The 18,250-nt window shown below is 34.7% G+C and carries 15 protein-coding genes; 8 read left to right on the top strand and 7 right to left on the bottom strand.

The window, feature by feature from the left end; translation table 11 throughout:
* Positions 1 to 207: 207 nt before the first annotated feature.
* The 3 genes from CLU83_RS02155 to CLU83_RS02145 form a co-directional block, all read right to left on the bottom strand.
* On the bottom strand, positions 208 to 534 hold the full coding sequence (locus CLU83_RS02155; RefSeq protein WP_100430100.1) for a GIY-YIG nuclease family protein: 327 nt from the start codon (positions 532 to 534) through the stop codon (positions 208 to 210).
* A gap of 382 nt (positions 535 to 916) precedes the next feature.
* Entirely contained in the window at positions 917 to 1,618 is a 702-nt protein-coding gene (locus tag CLU83_RS02150; protein WP_100430099.1) for a LytTR family DNA-binding domain-containing protein, read from the bottom strand.
* On the bottom strand, positions 1,618 to 2,652 hold the full coding sequence (locus CLU83_RS02145) for a sensor histidine kinase (protein ID WP_100433578.1): 1,035 nt from the start codon (positions 2,650 to 2,652) through the stop codon (positions 1,618 to 1,620). Before CLU83_RS02145 ends, CLU83_RS02150 begins: the two co-directional genes overlap by 1 nt.
* Positions 2,653 to 2,814: 162 nt before the next feature.
* Between CLU83_RS02145 and CLU83_RS02140 the strand changes: the two genes are divergently transcribed.
* From CLU83_RS02140 to CLU83_RS02110, 7 genes are all read left to right on the top strand, one after another.
* Positions 2,815 to 4,200 (top strand): TolC family protein, encoded by a 1,386-nt coding sequence (locus tag CLU83_RS02140; RefSeq protein WP_100430098.1) that lies wholly within the window; start codon positions 2,815 to 2,817, stop codon positions 4,198 to 4,200.
* A gap of 196 nt (positions 4,201 to 4,396) precedes the next feature.
* Positions 4,397 to 7,681, top strand: coding sequence for an efflux RND transporter permease subunit (locus tag CLU83_RS02135; protein WP_100430097.1), 3,285 nt, complete (start codon positions 4,397 to 4,399; stop codon positions 7,679 to 7,681).
* Complete coding sequence (locus tag CLU83_RS02130; RefSeq protein ID WP_100430096.1) at positions 7,671 to 8,759, top strand: efflux RND transporter periplasmic adaptor subunit; 1,089 nt, start codon at positions 7,671 to 7,673, stop codon at positions 8,757 to 8,759. The genes CLU83_RS02135 and CLU83_RS02130 overlap by 11 nt, the downstream gene beginning before the upstream one ends.
* A gap of 301 nt (positions 8,760 to 9,060) precedes the next feature.
* Positions 9,061 to 9,891 carry a DUF4747 family protein gene (locus CLU83_RS02125; protein WP_100430095.1) on the top strand — a complete coding sequence of 277 codons (831 nt, stop codon included), beginning with the start codon at positions 9,061 to 9,063 and terminating at the stop codon, positions 9,889 to 9,891.
* Complete coding sequence (locus CLU83_RS02120) at positions 9,888 to 10,397, top strand: hypothetical protein (protein WP_100430094.1); 510 nt, start codon at positions 9,888 to 9,890, stop codon at positions 10,395 to 10,397. The genes CLU83_RS02125 and CLU83_RS02120 overlap by 4 nt, the downstream gene beginning before the upstream one ends.
* Positions 10,398 to 10,561: 164 nt before the next feature.
* Positions 10,562 to 11,236, top strand: coding sequence for a hypothetical protein (locus tag CLU83_RS02115; RefSeq protein ID WP_157801967.1), 675 nt, complete (start codon positions 10,562 to 10,564; stop codon positions 11,234 to 11,236).
* A gap of 425 nt (positions 11,237 to 11,661) precedes the next feature.
* Positions 11,662 to 12,210 (top strand): transposase, encoded by a 549-nt coding sequence (locus CLU83_RS02110; RefSeq protein WP_100430092.1) that lies wholly within the window; start codon positions 11,662 to 11,664, stop codon positions 12,208 to 12,210.
* A gap of 325 nt (positions 12,211 to 12,535) precedes the next feature.
* Here CLU83_RS02110 and CLU83_RS02105 read toward each other — a convergent pair whose 3' ends face one another.
* Positions 12,536 to 13,348: an SDR family NAD(P)-dependent oxidoreductase gene (locus tag CLU83_RS02105; protein ID WP_100430091.1), complete on the bottom strand. Its 813-nt coding sequence runs from the start codon at positions 13,346 to 13,348 to the stop codon at positions 12,536 to 12,538.
* 100 nt (positions 13,349 to 13,448) lie between these two features.
* Positions 13,449 to 14,102 (bottom strand): TetR/AcrR family transcriptional regulator, encoded by a 654-nt coding sequence (locus tag CLU83_RS02100; RefSeq protein ID WP_232726933.1) that lies wholly within the window; start codon positions 14,100 to 14,102, stop codon positions 13,449 to 13,451.
* A 737-nt stretch (positions 14,103 to 14,839) separates the two neighbouring features.
* Here CLU83_RS02100 and CLU83_RS02090 point away from each other — a divergent pair.
* Positions 14,840 to 15,754: a right-handed parallel beta-helix repeat-containing protein gene (locus tag CLU83_RS02090; RefSeq protein WP_100430088.1), complete on the top strand. Its 915-nt coding sequence runs from the start codon at positions 14,840 to 14,842 to the stop codon at positions 15,752 to 15,754.
* 234 nt (positions 15,755 to 15,988) lie between these two features.
* Here CLU83_RS02090 and CLU83_RS02085 read toward each other — a convergent pair whose 3' ends face one another.
* Together CLU83_RS02085 and CLU83_RS02075 are read right to left on the bottom strand one after the other, a co-directional pair.
* Positions 15,989 to 16,390 (bottom strand): cytochrome c, encoded by a 402-nt coding sequence (locus tag CLU83_RS02085; RefSeq protein ID WP_100430087.1) that lies wholly within the window; start codon positions 16,388 to 16,390, stop codon positions 15,989 to 15,991.
* A gap of 864 nt (positions 16,391 to 17,254) precedes the next feature.
* Positions 17,255 to 18,247: a PorP/SprF family type IX secretion system membrane protein gene (locus CLU83_RS02075; protein WP_100430085.1), complete on the bottom strand. Its 993-nt coding sequence runs from the start codon at positions 18,245 to 18,247 to the stop codon at positions 17,255 to 17,257.
* Between the last annotated feature and the right edge of the window lie 3 nt (positions 18,248 to 18,250).

Here is an 18,250-nt window from a genome sequence, read left to right as displayed (position 1 = left end):
ATCATTTTTTTTTGTCATTCCGAGGTACGAGGAATCACACTAAGAACTCACGTTCAGTAATTCTCTTCTAAATAAAACAGAAGATTTTCAAATTACCAGTCGCCCACTAAAATTATAATACGAAATAGTAAATTAATTATCCACCAAGTTTGTCATCTCGACGAAGGAGAGATCACACAAGTAACTCCGCAATCTATTTTTCTTCAATCAAATTCTACTTTCAAAACGGTAATTTAAAAATTCAAAATTATCATTAAACGAACGAATTAAATCTAGCTTTTTCTCTCTTCTCCATCCTTTAATTTCTTTTTCTCTAGCTATAGCTTGCTCAACCCATGTGAAATTTTCGTAATAAACTAAAAATTTAATACCATATTTTGAAGCAAAAGTTTTATTTCCTTTTTCTATGTTTTCTTTATGCTGTTGCAATCTTAGCCCTAAATTATTTGTCATACCAACATAATAAGTTGACCTATATTTATTTGTAATAATATAAACATAATAGCTATGATAACCTTCTGTATATTCAATCATAATTTTATACCGTTATAAGACTTTCAATCAATACTAATAAATTTATAATAACTTACAGAAATAGACTTCATATTCAGTGACATACTTTATGTGATTCCTCGTACCTCGGAATGACAAAACACGAACGGAACATGCATGAAGTTTGTCATCTCGACGAAGGAGGATCACACAAGTAACTCTGCAATATTTCCGCTAATACAATAATAGCTAATTTCATCCAAATGTTAAGCCTAAAGAATACAAAGCGCGTCACAAACTTTATGCGATTCCTCGTACCTCGGAATGACAAAACATGAAAGAAATAGATACAAAAAAAACCTGCAGGAAATAAATCATAGCAGCCTTCATTTTCGAAATAATTGAGTTAGTAAGCACTTTATTTCTAGTTTTTCTTCAAACGGTCCATCAGTTCTCTTTTATAAGTGATTCCAATAGGCAGTTTTTCTTTTTTAATAAAAACAAAATCTTTGTCGGCATCGTCTATTTTATCGATAGCCACTATGTATGATTTATGAATGCGGATAAAGTTTTTTTCGGGAAGGCATTTTTCTAATTCACTGGTCGTAATCGAGGCCAAATACGTTTTTTTGACAGTATGCAGTTTCACATAATTACCAAAGCTCTGCGCATACAAAAGCTGGTCTAATTCAATGTCTGTCAAATATCCATCGATTTTTACGCTTATGAAATTAACAACCGCTTCTTCTGCTTCGATTTTTATAATTTCCATGGAGAAAAAACGCTCAACAGCCTTCAAAAACCTTGGAAAATAAATGGGTTTTAAAAGATAATCAATCACGCCGTAATCATAACTTTCCAATGCAAATTCAGAGTAAGCAGTAGTCAAAATGGTTTTCGGGTGATTGGGAATAATTTTCAATAATTCCATTCCTGAAATTTCGGGCATATTAATGTCTAAAAACATCAAATCAACTTTATTCTCCCGAAGATAATCCATCGCTTCAATGCCGTTATAACATTGAAAAACAAGCTCTAATTGCGGATTCTGCTTGATATAATTCGCCAAAACATAATGCGCTGCCGGTTCATCGTCAACAATAATGCATTTTTTTGGTTCTTTCATTATGCAAGCTTTTTGAGTTGTATTTTCAAATCTACGATATAGGTAATTTTATCGTCTTTAATATCCAAATTATAGTCTTTACCATAAATCAGATTCAAACGTTCGATGGTATTTTTTAAACCAATTTTGGTCGAAACCACATCGGTTTTCTTCGGAATGGAATTCACTACATGCAAATGCAGTAAGCCGTTTTCGACCGTAATAATAATGCGGACAAAACATTTTTCGATAGCGCAGGTCCCGTGCTTAAAAGCATTTTCAATAAAAGCAATCAATAGCATTGGCGACACTTTATAAGCGTTTTCGTTATCAATTTTGCAATCATAGGTGATATCACAGCGATAACCGACGCGCTCTTTTTCGAGCTGCACATAACTGTTTATAAACTCCAGTTCTTCTTCTAGAGAAACACATTGCTTGTTGTTGCTTTCCAATTGATATCGCATTAACTGCGACACTTTCATGATTAAATCTGGCGTTCTTTCCGGAAATTCCAGACTAATTCCGTAAAGCGTATTAAAAGTATTGAATAAAAAATGAGGGTTCAGCTGCCCTTTCAGAGAATTCAGCTGCATTTGGTTGAAAAGCAATGTTTCATCAGTTTGCTTTTTATTAATTCGGTAGAATTTAAAAACAATTATCGGACTCAAAATACATACCAATGTCCCTAAAACACTCGCCAATTGATAGGCATAACTTCGCTGATGTGAGTTTTGATACAAATGGCATTTGGCAAACATATCCAAATATGTAATTTCATATAAAATTATCGAAAACACAAATGCTCCCAACAGCGTTAAACCTATATAAGTCAATGGTCTTTGCTGTTTGAATAATATAGGCAGTATAAAAAAGCGGTTGAATTGGGCATGCATGTATAAAATGCAGTAGAAAAAAATACCCATCAAGATGGAAATGAAAGAACTGAATAACATCCAATCATTTTTCAAGGTATAAATCGTAAATGAAAAAGTGACGACAGCAATTTCCTGCCACCATTTATTCTCCATTATATCATTAAACTTTTTGTTCATTTTCATACTTAAATAGTTTACAAATTAACTACAATTTTTTAATTATTATTCGCATTAAATGACCAATTGAATTGGTCATTTATAATATTCGTTCGTCATTTAAGGAGGTATTTATCCGCTTAAGAGAAATAATTTTGAGGCATAATTTCATATTTGAGTTTTATGTATTTCAAAAAAATCACTTTATTCCTTTTCCTGATTTTTGCCAGCTCTGGTTTTTCACAAACTTTGTCTTTAAAAGAAGCGCTGAAAATAGGTCTTGAAAACTATGGTTCTATAAAAGCTAAAAGCAATTACAGCAATGCTTCGCTGGAAACGCTTAAACAATCCAAACGCGATTATCTGCCTAATCTAAACCTATCGGCTCAGCAGGATTACGGAACAATCAACGGGCAGAATGGCGCTTTATACGGTTTTAATGGTTTAGGAACTGCTTCATCTGGGCCTGCACTTCCGGAACAAAACTGGAACGCCGCTTTTGGAGCTTTGTATTTGGTCAACATGAACTGGGATTTTTTCACTTTCGGAAAAACGCAGGAAAAAATCAATTTAGCCAAAGTCGATGTTCTGGCTAAAGAAAAAGATTTGAACCAAGAAAAATTCCAACAGCAAATCAAAATTTCATCTGCTTATTTGAATTTATTGGCAAGCCAAAGATTATTGATTTCACAGCAAAAGAATTTAAGCCGTGCAGAAGTTTTCAAAAAGACAGCTGTAGCCCGAGTGAAAAACGGATTATTGGCCGGAGTGGATTCTACTTTGGCAACTGCCGAAGTTTCAAAAGCTAAAATCGCATTGAATCTGGCTCGAAATTTTGTCAAAGAGCAAAATAATAAACTGGTCGATTTGATGGGAGTTGCCCCGCAGGATTTCATTGCCGATACGCTTTTTGTGAATCAGATACCGAAACAATTGGCTTTCGACGAAAAAGCATCAGACAGCCTGCATCCCTTATTGCAATTGTATAAAACAAAAGTCGATTACAGCAACCAGCAGGTCAAATTATACAAACGCTTTTATTATCCAACGATGAGCGCATTTGGCGTTCTGCAGACCCGCGCATCTGGATTTGATACCGGCTATGCCATCGATCAGACTGCTTTTACCCGAAATTATTGGGATGGCGTGAATCCAGACCGCTCTAATTATTTGGTTGGAATCGGTATCAGCTGGAATCTGACGACTCCTTTCAGAATGAGCAAACAAGTGAGCGCTCAAAAGTTTGTTTCTGCTGCTTTGCAGGAAGAATACAATCAGGCGGACAGAGAATTAAAATCGCAATTGGCATTGGCTGATGATAAAATAAAAATTACACTGGAAAATTACGCCGAAGCACCGATTCAGGTCAATGCTGCACAGAAAGCGTATTTGCAAAAATCAACTTTATATAAAAATGGCTTGACCGATCTAACCGATTTAACGCAAACCATGTTTACGCTGAATCGTGCCGAAATTGATCGTGACATCATCAATAACAATGTGTGGCAATCGTATTTGCTGAAAGTGGCTGCCACGGGCAATTTTGACTTATTTACAAATGAATTTTAATATTTTGAAATATATTTTAAACACATAGAAACATAGCCAGTATTAATTTTTAATTAGTCGTTTCACTTTGTTTTAGAATGCATAGTCTATGTGAAACCAATTATTAGTCTATCAAAATCTTTTTTTTCTATGCCTCTATGTGTTTCATTTTTTTCTTAATACTTACAACTAAATGGGAATTTTAATTTAAAATTATATGAATTTAATACGTTTTGCACTCCGCAAACCCATCTCTATCTTAGTATTGGTGGCAGGTTTATTTTTCTTCGGAATTGGTGCTATCAAAGACATCAAAGTAGATATTCTTCCGAAAATGAATTTGCCAGTAATTTATATTGCGCATCCTTTTGGAGGTTATACTCCAGACCAGATGGAGGCTTACTTTGCTAAGAATTATGTAAATATTTTACCTTTTGCCAATGGCGTAAAATCGGTGGAAACTAAGAATATTCAAGGGTTAATGATTATGAAATTAACCTATTACGAAAATACGAATATGGCTCAGGCTGCAGCCGAATTGAGTTCATTATCCAATAGAATTCAGGCGGCTTTTCCTCCGGGAACACAACCGCCGTTTATCATTCGTTTTGACGCTTCTTCACTGCCAATCGGGCAATTGGTTTTGAGCAGTAAAATACGTTCCAATAATGAATTACAGGATTTAGCCAACGTTTATGTTCGTGCATCGTTTACTTCGATTCCTGGTTTATTATCGCCGGCACCTTTTGGCGGAAGCCCAAGAACGGTAGAGGTTAACGTAGATCCTGATTTACTGCGTTCGCACAATATGACACCCGATCAAGTTGTGGAAGCGATTCGCGTGAACAACCAAACGGCTCCTTCTGGGAATGTTAGGATTGGAAATACAAACTACCTCACTCCTACCAATAATACGATCAAAGAAATTAAGGATTTTGAGCAGATTCCGTTGTTTAAAGGGGGTGTTCAGAACTTAAAATTAGGCGATGTTGCCACTGTAAAAGACGGTGCCGATATTACCAACGGATACGCTTTGGTAAACGGAAAACGTTCGGTTTATATCAGTATTGCAAAAGCAGGAGACGCTTCGACCTGGGATGTGGTTCAGAAATTAAAAGCCGAACTGCCTAAAATTCAGAGCACGCTTCCCGAAGATGTAAAATTATCTTATGAATTTGACCAATCGGTTTATGTAATCAACTCGGTTAAAAGTTTAATAACCGAAGGAATTATCGGAGCGGTTTTGACTGGTTTGATGGTTTTACTTTTCCTTGGAGACAGACGCGCAGCTTTGATTGTAATTTTGACGATTCCAATTTCGATTATTTCAGGAGTTTTGTTTTTGAAATTATTCGGGCAGACGATCAACTTAATGTCATTGAGCGGACTGGCTTTGGCAATTGGAATTTTGGTGGATGAAAGTACCGTAACGATCGAAAATATCCACCAGCATCTCGATATGGGAAAACCCAAGGCACTCGCCATTTGGGATGCCTGTCAGGAAATTGCACTGCCAAAATTATTGATTCTGCTTTGTATTCTTGCCGTATTTGCACCCGCTTTTACGATGGTTGGAATTCCGGGTGCTTTGTTTTTACCTTTGGCATTAGCCATTGGATTTTCGATGGTAATATCCTTTTTGCTTTCGCAGACATTTGTTCCTGTAATGGCAAACTGGCTGATGAAAGACCATCCAAAACACGAACACGAGCCAAATATCACGGATGATGAAGCCGAATTTAACGCCTGCGGATTAACTCCAGAATCGGAGAAAGAATTGATTACGCAGAAAAAAGCGTATATCGAAAAAGACGATACTAATAATAACGGAAAAATTGTTGCTTTTGAGCGTTTTAGAATCCGATTTATGAGAACATTGGATCGATTATTTCCGTTCAAAAAAGCCGCTGCTTTAACCTATTTAATCGCAATAACTGCTCTTGCGGTTGTGTTTATTTCGTTTATTGGGAAAGATGTTTTTCCTAAAGTAAATTCAAGCCAGTTTCAATTGAGAATGCGCGCTCCCGATGGAACCCGTATCGAACGCACCGAGGAAAAAGCAATATTGGTTCTGAAAGAATTGAAGAAAATGGTCGGTAATGAACACATCGGAATTTCTTCGATATATGTAGGTTCGCATCCGTCATTGTTCTCCATAAACCCTATTTATTTGTTCATGGCGGGTTCTCATGAAGCCGTTTTTCAAGTAAGTCTGAAAGATTATGAAGCTGATATGGACGAATTTAAAGATGATCTTCGAGCTCGAATCAAAAAAATTCTGCCGGATGTGAAAATTTCGTTTGAACCAATTGAATTAACCGATAAAGTGTTGAGCCAAGGCTCTCCTACTCCAATTGAAATTCGAATTGCAGGAAAAGACAAGAAGCGAAATGAAACTTATGCGAATCAAATTGTCGAGAAACTTCAAAAATTCTCTTATTTCAGAGATGTTCAGATTGGACAGCCAATTCATTATCCAGCGATGAATATTGACATTGACCGAACTCGTGCCACTGAATTGGGAGTTGATATGAATGATATTTCGCGTTCACTGATCGCTTCCACCTCATCATCGAGATATACGGAGAAAAACACTTGGATTGATGAAAAATCAGGTTTATCAGTAAACGTTCAGGTTCAGGTACCGCTGAATCAAATGAAAAGCAAAACCGATATCGGGGAAATTCCGGTATTGAAAAACTCTCTTCGTCCTGTTTTGAGCGACGTGGCAAAAATTACGCCGGGATTTGTAAGCGGTGAAAACGACAATTTAGGGGCCATGCCATACATTACTGTTACAGCAAACATCCACCAAACCGACTTGGGGACGGCGACAAAAGATGTAGCTGCAACAATAAACTCATTGGGCGAATTACCTCGGGGGTTATTTATTTCGCCAATTGGTATGAGTAAAGTATTGGAAGAAACATTAAGCAGTTTACAAGTTGGATTATTAGTTGCCATCTTCGTAATCTTCTTAATGCTGGCCGCTAATTTTCAGTCATTCAAGGTTTCGTTAGTGATTTTAACGACAGTTCCAGCGGTAGTTTTAGGTTCATTGCTAATGCTTACTATTACAGGCTCAACGCTGAATTTACAATCCTATATGGGAATCATCATGTCGGTTGGAGTTTCGATTGCAAATGCTGTTTTATTGGTTACCAATGCCGAGCAATTGCGAAAAATAAATGGCAACGCCTTAGAATCGGCTCGTGAAGCTGCGGCGCTGCGTCTTCGTCCGATTATCATGACTTCGGTAGCGATGATTGCGGGAATGCTGCCTATGGCAATTGGTCACGGCGAAGGCGGTGATCAGGTTTCACCATTGGGAAGAGCCGTTATCGGCGGGTTATTATTTTCGACCTTTGCAGTGCTGCTCATATTGCCTTTGATTTTTGCCTGGGCGCAGGAACATACCACAACACAATCCGTTTCTTTAGATCCGGAAGACGAAGAAAGTATCCATTATATCTCATCAATAAATCCGAAAAATGCAAAATAAAATTATACAACCGACCGCGCTGTTTTTTGCAGCACTATTTTTCCTAAACAGCTGTAATTCTAAAAAAGAAGAAACTGCTGTTACTGAAATCGAACCTAAAACAGAAACTTTTCTTTTGCAAAAAGAAAAACTAACCACCGAATTGCGCTTACCCGCCGAATTAACTGGTTTTCAGCAAGTGGATTTGTATGCAAAAGTGAGCAGTTTTGTCAAAATTTTAAAAGTGGATATTGGAACAGAAGTCAAAAAAGGACAGCTTTTGATTGTTTTGGAAGCTCCCGAAATCAGTTCGCAGTTAGCTGCTGCCGAATCGAGATTAAAATCGATGGAAGCCATTTATACCACCAGCAAAAGTACCTACAACCGTTTGTATGAAACAAGCAAAGTTGAAGGAACAATTTCTAAAAACGATCTGGAAATGGCAAGCGGTAAAAAGAATTCTGATTATGCACAATATCAGGCGGCGATTGCGGCGCATAAAGAAGTTTCGATTATGAGAGGTTATCTGGAAATCCGCGCTCCTTTTGACGGCGTTGTAGCGGCTCGAAATGTGAATTTAGGAACGTATGTTGGTCCTTCCGGAAAAGGTTCCGATCTGCCTATACTGACGATTCAGCAGCAGGATAAACTGCGTTTGGCGGTTTCTATTCCGGAGCTGTACACGGGCTATTTACACAATGGCGACGAAATGAGTTTTAATGTAAAATCACTGCCTGATACTTTCAAAGCCAAGATTCAGAGAATGTCTGGCGCTTTGGATTTGAAACTGCGTTCGGAGCGTGTAGAAATGGATGTACACAACACCAGTGGCAACTTATTGCCTGGAATGGTGGCCGAAGTGCTGTTACCGCTTAACGCAAAAGACAGCACATTTGTAATTCCAAAATCGGCATTGGTGAATGCTGCTGAAGGGACTTTTGTGATTAAAGTGGTTAACCAAAAAGCCACTCGAATCGATGTCAAAAAAGGAAGAGAAATCGATGATAAAATTGAAATATTTGGTGATTTGAATTCAAATGATAAACTGGTAAAAATTGCCAGCGAAGAAATTAAGGAAGGTGATGATATAAAGGAATAGTTTTTTAATTTGGTTAATTTGGGGGAAAGTGCTGTAAGACTTAGGTTTTACGGCATTTTTTTTTAGGAGCTTATTCCTGCTATCCGCTTGTATCTTTTATTTTTTAAGGAAAAAATAAAAGGATACCGCTTCTATCAGGGCTAGGGCTTTAGTATTCATAAGGGATAAACAACTAAAAGTACATGGTTGTTGTTGTGGTAAAATGATATTTTGGAAAATACAGGATCTAATTTTATAAAGTAAACTTTTCCGTAATTTTATAATAAATATAATATATTTGATTAAATTAAAATAGAAAAAAATGTCTAAAATGTTTTTCAATAGGTTGCATCTAAATATTACTGATAATCGACCAAAAAAACCTTTCATAATTGACGGAATTAAAAGTGTTGCTTCTGAAGGATTCAACAACTATTCATACAAAATTGTTGAAGTAGAAACAAAAGGATCTTATATAAAAGGATACCTAATAAAATATGACCCATATGGAAGAGGTGAAGTTTTGGATGAATCAACTGACACAGTAAAAAAAGGTGGAACAGTTAATAATATAATAGCTAAATCACTCTTTTTAATTAATACAGATGAAATGGTTATTGCATTTGAAGAGATTAAAAATGTGATTTCAAAAACTATGTTTTGTAGAATATTTACAAATCTTTTTAATAATAATCATAAAGGACAAAATTTTGAATTTTCAATTTCAAGTATTAGTGAGAAATATTCATTTATTGAGCAGGCTCGTAATTTAACGAATATCAAACGTGTATCAATAAGATTAGTCCCATCAAATCCTAATAACGCTGATTTATGGAGAACTACGGATGAAAGAATGCAAGCAAATAGGATAACTAAATATAAAGAAATCCAAGAATCTTCCGATGAAAAAGGGATTTCACTGGATGATCAAACAATTGCAAAAATGGCAATGTCAGAAGATGGTTATGGCTTTGCTGAAGCAAATGGCTTTGATAAAAAAGGTAACCCTGTAACTATTAGTACAGCAAAGAGAAATCAAGAAATTACTCAAATTTTACCAGATAGTGTTGAAAAAAGTGGAATGAATAAAATTATTCAGTATCTTAATCTTACTTTTGAAAAAATTAAACAAAGAACAAATCATCAAGAATGAAACGACGCATAAAATCATTAATATTATGTTGGGATTTTGGAGCTTCTTTTTTGTTGAATCTCTTAATCTTTTATTTGCTTCCAGATTATATAAACATGAAGTTCGCATTATCCTTTTATAATGTTGCAATGACTGTTCTATCAATAATTTTCTCATTATTCTTCACAGCAATGGCAATTATCATGTCTTCTTCAGACAACGATTTCATTGAATTTCTGGAAGAAAGTAACACATTTACAGAATTATTATGGTCGTTTAAAATAACTCTGCTGTCTCTTTTTATTAGCTTGATTTTGTCAATTTTTTTGTACAGCATCACGTCTTATTGGCTAGAAACTTTTACTGAAGGTATATGGCTTCAAAATAAAATTTTTATTTCTTTTTTAGGATTCTTGTTTTTATATGGAATGTTAGCGACATGGTTTTGTATTATGGATACATTGAAGTTTTCGATGTATCGCTCTATTTATTTGTCTAAAAAGAAAGAGGAAGATAATAAAATGTAACCCAACCACGCAGATCTACGCAACGATAGCGCAAAATTGCATTCTGTGCCCTCAAAGTAAAGCAGACAAACCATAAGAAATGTCACGACTTATTATACTTGCAAATATTTATTTTAAAATAAACCGAACGTTAGGCGTGATGCTGAAAAAACAACAATACCGATATGAGACAAATAATTTTATCATTCTTTCTCCTTTTTATGTCTAGCAATTTTGCACAGAATTTAGCTGCTTATAAAATCGATGAAAATTTTTCTATTGCTATGCCCCAAGATTTGGAAATATCTGACACCTTACAACAAAAAATCATCAAAGGTTTCTTAGACAATAGTATTGTTATAATAACAAAAAATATACAAAAAGATACTATAGTTACTATTGAAAGCGTAGAAGATTTGATGAAATATTATGATGGTGCACAAGAAGGAATTTTAAACAGTTCCAAAGGAAAGCTATTGAGAAAAAAGATAATAAGTATTCAAGGATTAAAATTTTTAAATTTTAGTACTGAAACGTCAATAAGCGGGGAGCAAAAATTGTGGGATAATTATTTGTTGTTTTTAAATAATTATACATATGTCCTTGTATTTATCCATTCGGCCGATAATGCCGAAAAATTTAATATACAGAAAGAGAAAATAATTTCATCATTTAAGTTTCGTAAAGGATTAAGTATAAAAAATCAATTTAATAATTACGAAAGTAGCACTAGAGCATTCCTGTGGGGTGAACTAACAGCCAAAGTAATTTTTTATTTGATAATTTTTGGTGGAATTGTTTTTTTAATATATAAAAACCGAAAAGAAAAGCCCCCGCTAACGCGAGCGTCCCGCTCGTGAACGCAAAGTAGGAACATCATTTTAAACAATACAAAAAGATAATAGTAAGATCAAGTAACAATTGAAGGGTAACTTACATTGTGCGCACGAGCGGGACGCTCGCGCCAGCTAGCCGAACATAGGATCTTTCTAAAAATTCTACTATAAACCCAACCGCTAGCGCGAGCGTCCCGCTCGTGAACGCAAAGTAGGAACATCATTTTAAACAATACAAAAAGATAACAGGGAGATTAAGTAACAATTGAAGGATAGCTTACCACAAAATATATTTTAGAATACTGTTGCTGGATTGTGCGCACGAGCGGGACGCTCGCGCCAGCAATCGAAGTAAACAAAGCGTATAAGATTGTCCAACACCAATGCTACTACGCTAGCGCGAGCGTCCCGCTCGTGCCCGCAATCTGAGGAAAACTTATTTTAATAATATGAGCGAAAAGTACAAGTTTGGAGAAAAATCGGGAGCTTATTTTATAAGTTTTGCTACAGTGAATTGGATAGATGTTTTTACAAGAGACCTTTATTTTTCGACTATCACAGAATCTCTAGATTTTTGCAGAAAAAACAAAGGAATGGAAATTTATGGATATTGTATTATGCATAGTCATGTCCATTTAATCTTCCGTTCCGCATTAGGCGATCCATCAGGATTAATTAGAGATTTCAAAGGCTTTACATCCAAAAAACTATTAAAATTAATAGAAGAAAATCCACAAGAAAGCAGAAAAGAATGGATGTTGTGGATGTTTGAAAGAGCAGGCAAAAAAAACAGCAATGTAACCTTTAGACAGTTTTGGCAACAAAACAATCATCCAATTGAAATTTGGTCATTGAAAGTATTTGAACAAAAACTGAATTACATTCATAATAACCCAGTTGAAGCAGGATTTGTAACAGATCCCATAGAATGGAAATATAGCAGTGCTAGAAATTATGGCAATAATGACCATACAATTCTGGAAATAGATATAAATTAATTTTGATTGCGGGCACGAGCGGGACGCTCGCGCTAGCAGAGGCGAACGTCACAATACAATCGACTAAAATTTTTATGAAAAACTAAATTTCTCGTTTAGCCCCGATGGAAGTGAAAATCCTTGTGAGCCGGGGTTCGGCTCACAAGATTGCAACGGACAGCGGGACTAAAAGTCTTTATGAAAATAGATTTTCTGCTCCTAAAATCATCTCGCTATTTTCCCGCTCCCTGAAGAGTTCAATGGAAACATCTCCTCATAAAAAAACGAGACCATTTCTAATAAGAAACAATCCCGTTTAATGAACTTAAAAAAATCAGGGTATAATTTATCTGTGTGCGGCTACAGAAACGTCAGCCCATTCTTCCCATGTGGCAATTTTTTGTTCGTAGGTATGTTTAGCGAATGGCAAGGCAACTTTTCCTAAAAATAGGCGTAGTGGAGGGTTTGCAGCTTCAACCAGTTTAATGACCGCTGGAACTGTAGCACTTATTGTTCCAAAAGTATCAGGATCATGTCCATCTACAATTGCTTTTTTTAGTCCATCATAAGCGTCGATGCTCTGGCTGTTGAATCCATTACCCCAGATATCTGTAGCATAACCGTTTGGCTCTAATAAAGTCACATTGATTCCGAATTGTTTTACCTCTGAAGCCAACGTTTCGGTCAGACCTTCAACGGCAAATTTAGAAGCATTGTATAGTCCTAAAACTGGTAAAGTGACAATACCTAAAATAGAAGAAACCTGAATGATGTGACCGCTTTGCTGCTTTCTCATAATCGGCAGAACAGCCTGTGTTAACCATAAAGTTCCGAAGAAATTGGTTTCGAATTGTGCTCTTGCTTCGCTTTCGCTGGCTTCTTCAACAGCACCGTTTAAAGCATAACCGGCATTATTAATCAGGATATCAATTTTCCCGAAGTGCTCTTGCACTTTTTTGACTACTTCAAACGATTCTTCACGTTTGTTTACATCTAATTTTAGCGGTAAAATAGCATCTCCATATTGTGCTTTTAAGTCGGCTAAGGTGTCGATATTTCTTGCTGTTGCAGCTACCTGATAGCCTTTTGCTAAAAATGCTTCTGCCCAGACTCTTCCGAATCCTTTTGATGCTCCTGAAATTAAAATTGTTTTTGACATATTTTCTATTGTTTATTAAATGATTACTATTATTTATTACTATTGATCTTGACTTTTTTATTATAAATATGACCTATCGGTCATATTTATAATAAAAAAATTAGAGGCTATTTTCCTCTATCATTGATTTTAGGGTACTGGTAATTATTTTCATCTTATCATTTTTGCCTGACATTCTTGAAATTAAATGACCGCCTTCCATCATGGCAACGATTACGGTGGCAAAATCGACTGCATTCCAGCCAGTTCTGAATTCAGAGTTGGCAATTCCTTTGTTTATGCTGGCTTCTAATATCTTCTGATTTAAATTGATGCCCATATTTATTTTTTCTTTTATGATAGGATTAGTGTCATCAGCCTCTGTTCCGAAATTCAATAAAGGACAACCTCCGGTAAGCGGTGGATTTACAGCATTACTAAAGAAATCGATATACGTAAACAACTCCTCTTTGGCTGTTTTGCTTTTGGTCAGTCTTGCCATTAATTTATCTCCCAATACTTTCATATTGTAATCTACAGCAGCGCAGGCAAGGACTTCTTTATTTTCAAAATGAACGTACATGCTTCCTTTAGACAATTTGGTAGCCTCCATAATATCACTCATAGCCGTTGCCGCAATCCCTTTTGTATTAAAAATCGGAGCTGCTTTTTCTATGATGAATTGTCTGGTTTCTTCGCCTTTTGCCATGATAATTGTTTCTTTACTTTTTATATTCAGAAAAATTACAGTGCAAATATATGACCGATTGGTCATGTATCAAAACTTTTTATCATTTATTTTTGATAGCAGTTATTTTAACCGTGATAGGCGAAGTCTTTTAAATACAAAAATAATTTCAAAAGTGATGCCCCGCTGGGGCGAGCGCAATGTCATTAAATTAAGCTTTGTTTTTTCTCGCAAAGTCGCGAAGGCGCAAAGAAATTGGCTCTAAACTTTTCGCCTTTGCGTCTTCGTGAGAACAATATTTAGAAAAAGCTTAGCAAGAAATCCTTAACTTAATGACATTGAGCACGGAACTCTTACTTCTGAAGCTCCAATGCAGCGAATAAAAATCTCCTTTCTTTTTCGTGAATCTTTTAAAAATTCTTTTTTTTTCAGAATTAAAAAAAAGCAAAACAAATTTTTTCAATTTAAAATTTTGTAATGATTTAAAAAATGCAAAGTCAAAAAAATTGCAGGCTATTACTGCGTTTGAAAGTTTTTTCCAATTGTATTACTTTTTAATATAGGTCAATACTTATAATTAATAATTACAATATTTTTTAGTTAATTTATTGCATTTATACTCATTTTTAAATGAAATTATTTTATTAATAAATATTTTTTATCATTTTATTTGCATAAAATTTTGTTTGTATTATTTTTTTTACATAAGTTTGCGTAATCGATTGCATTCTGATAATCAATATATTAAATCTGATTTTATTTTTTCAACCAATAACTAATATTAATTTTTAAAAATCATTTATTTAATTAAAACTGTAACCATTATGAAAACAAATTTTAAATTACTAGTATTATTTTCAATTATTTCTTTTACTGCCTGTGAAAACAGCGACACTCCATTAACAGAAAATGAAGCAGCAATTAATACAACAATTAATTCAGAGGAAGCCAGTACCTCGAGCAATTCTATTACTAAAAAAGCGACAACAGTTACAACAGAAGCAGCTTTAAGAACTGCCGTTGCTGCTGCCGCAGCTGGAGATGTTATAACAATTAGCGGCACAATAAATTTGACTAAAACTTTAGAATTAGCAAAAAGCGGTACTTCAAGCTCAAAAATAAACCTAACTGGAGGTATTTTAAATTGTTCTGCCTTACCATCAGGAAGCTGGGGAGTAAAAGTAAACGGAAGCTATTGGAACATTACAAATATGACAGTAAAAAACGCTCCAGATTGCGGGATAGTTTTTCAAGCAGGAGGCTATAATTATGTCTATAACGTAACCACCTCAGCCAATGGAGATTCAGGATTACAAATCTACAATGCATCACATGACAATTACATCAAATCTTGTAAATCAAATGACAATTATGATGCTGCAAATGCAGGTGAAAATGCAGATGGTTTTGCTTGTAAATTATCAGCTGGAAAAAATAATGTATTCGAAAGCTGTACTGCTAATCACAATTCAGATGATGGATGGGATCTTTATGGCCAACCGTATACAGTAACAATCAAAAATTGTACAGCAAGCAACAATGGTTTTGGAACTAATGGAGATGGTAACGGTTTCAAACTTGGAAGTGCTGGACAAACTGTCGCACATACTGTAACCAATAATACCGCTACAAATAATTTAGCATGGGGATATGATGGTAATGGAAATACAGGTCACATTACAATTACCGGCAGCACTGGATCTGGAAATGGAAAAGGTTTATTTACACGTCTATATTAATTAAAAAATATTTCTGGATATATTGAGGATGCCTAATACCTAGGCGTCCTCTTTTTTTTGGAGCACATATTATAATAATGACTGTCTACTGCAAAATCTCTCAACTTTTTCTTTTTTTAGTTAATATTTAAATATTTATCTATTTAAATATTTATCCGAAAAAAAACCGTTAACACTTAAAATTTAAGCGGTAACGGTTTGTGAAAAAAAAATTATTCGGTTACTAATTCAAAATTATTTTTTTTCTAATTCTCGTATATAGTTAATCAGCTTCCATCGCTGATTATCAGTTAAAATTTCAAAATAAGTGGCCATTGGTGCTTTACCATTAGTTATTTTCCAGAAAATAGCTCCATCAGTTTGATTCATTACATTAAGAGCAGTAAAATTAGCAGGATGCGGCTGTAAGGTAAGACCCGCTTCTCCATTCCCCTGCCCCTTATTTCCATGGCACAAAACACACATCTGATTAAATATTATTTTTCCCTCATCTGTTGCTTTTTGATTTCCTACAAATGGGTTTTGCAATGAATTAGAATATTCTGGTGCTACCCAACTTATTTCCTGCGCAAAACTCTTTGTTCCTGTTCCAATTAGCAGAGCTAATATTGCTAAAAATTGAAATTTTGTTTTCATGGCTAAGTGCTGTTTAATTATACATCAAATTTAAGAAAACGTTATAGTCTTAAACCTGATAATTATCATGAAATCAATACTTTTTTAAATAAAAACCAAAATAACAAGACAAAATTAAGAAATCTTAAATAAAAAAGCAAAATATCAATTATTCAATATATTATTTAACGAAGTAACGTCCTTAAACACACTAATATTAACAAAAATGAATTTTATTTTTTTTTCAATTTTAAAGAATTTACTGTAAATGTTAATTCATTGCCTGAGCAGTCCCGTTTTGATGCAGAATATCTTTTAAATGGCTCTTATGAACAATAATAACATGGAGAGAAATGACAAACCTCTTACATTTTGATTGGTTCGATGAGTACGAAAAAACATTTTGAAAGACAGTTTACAAATGATAAAATGCTTTTATAAGAAAGCTTATCAGTAAATAAAGGATACCTCCAATTAACGCAAAAGCTATAATGAAAGTAATAAGGTTAATTACAATATTTGGAATAAAATCCAGTTTGGGATGCACATAAAAAGGCTCGCGATGGAAATGTTCGCGGATAGTTTTGGCTGCTGTTTTTATCTTCTTTTTGATAGCGTTCCTTTTTTTGAAATTAAACACTAATTTAAGCAATAATAGTTATGCTTTCGAGAATATATTTATTTTAATAATCAATCCGTTGGGTATAATTATTTTCAACACATAGAAACATAGATTTTGTAAACTCAAAAATAGGCGTTTCACTTTTTTAAAATACACATAGCTCACTATGTGAAAGAAATGTATTTCTTTTTTTGCATTCTTTTTAAATAAAAACCTATGTTTCTATGTGTTAAATAAAAATTTCATGGATTACCCCCAACTAATTAATAATATTTAGGGCAGCTATAGCATCTGTCAGTATCAAAAATATACATCAGCGAAATTTCATAAACCCCTCCCGTTTTTCCAATTTGAGTCGTATTGAAATCATAGGAATAACCAAATTTAAAATGATCAAACTGCAATCCTCCAAAAAGATTAATAGAAATCAGAAAACTGCTGTCAACCGAATTTTTGGATGGACTTGTAGCCGCTCCTACTCCAAAAAAATAATTTTTAAAAATCAAACCTGTTCCAAAATCCCAACGGTCGAAAGAACCTTGAGACATGTAATTTGTAGTCATTAATAGCCTTGTTTCATAAGGGAAACTGATAATATCCACATAATCGGCAATAAGGAATTCATATCCCAAATTGGCCGAAAAAAAACGATCCAATGGCACATTTCCTTCTTTTTCAAAAGAGATATTAGGTTTGTTAATGTGTTTTAATGCTAAACCAAACCACCCGTTTTCATTATTGACTAACATTCCGGCAGAAATATCAAAAAAGTTAAGATTCCTATTATATGCTAATGGATCAATACTTCCTGAATTTATGCTTCCAGATCCAATATTGATTTGGTCTCCAAGAACCAAATTTTGAAAACCATATGACTTGTATCCAAATCCAAATTCAACAGCGGGACGAAAGTACCATTCATCCGTCAACTGCACCCGATAAGCATAAGCAAGGCTGGCTTCCAAAAATTTATAATCTGAAAATGTTTCTCTTTGGCTTAGTACATTCAATCCAAAACCGCTGTTCATATTTTCATTCCAAGTATAAGCGTAAACAAAATCCGAATCGACTCTCAAATCCAATTCCGGCCATTGCGTTCTATGCAACACTCCGACATTGGTGGTTTCAAGCATGCCGGTAAACCCAGGATTTAAAACCTGTGGCACCATAAAATATTGCGTAAAAACCGGATCTTGTGCACTTACAGCAACTGTATAAAAGAATGACGACAGTAAAACTAGTATCTTAATTTTCATGTT

Origin of the sequence: Flavobacterium sp. 1 (assembly GCF_002797935.1) — a bacterium.
Lineage (GTDB): Bacteria > Bacteroidota > Bacteroidia > Flavobacteriales > Flavobacteriaceae > Flavobacterium.
Note: the sequence above shows the minus strand (reverse complement) of the source record. Positions and strands in the feature narration are given on the sequence as shown.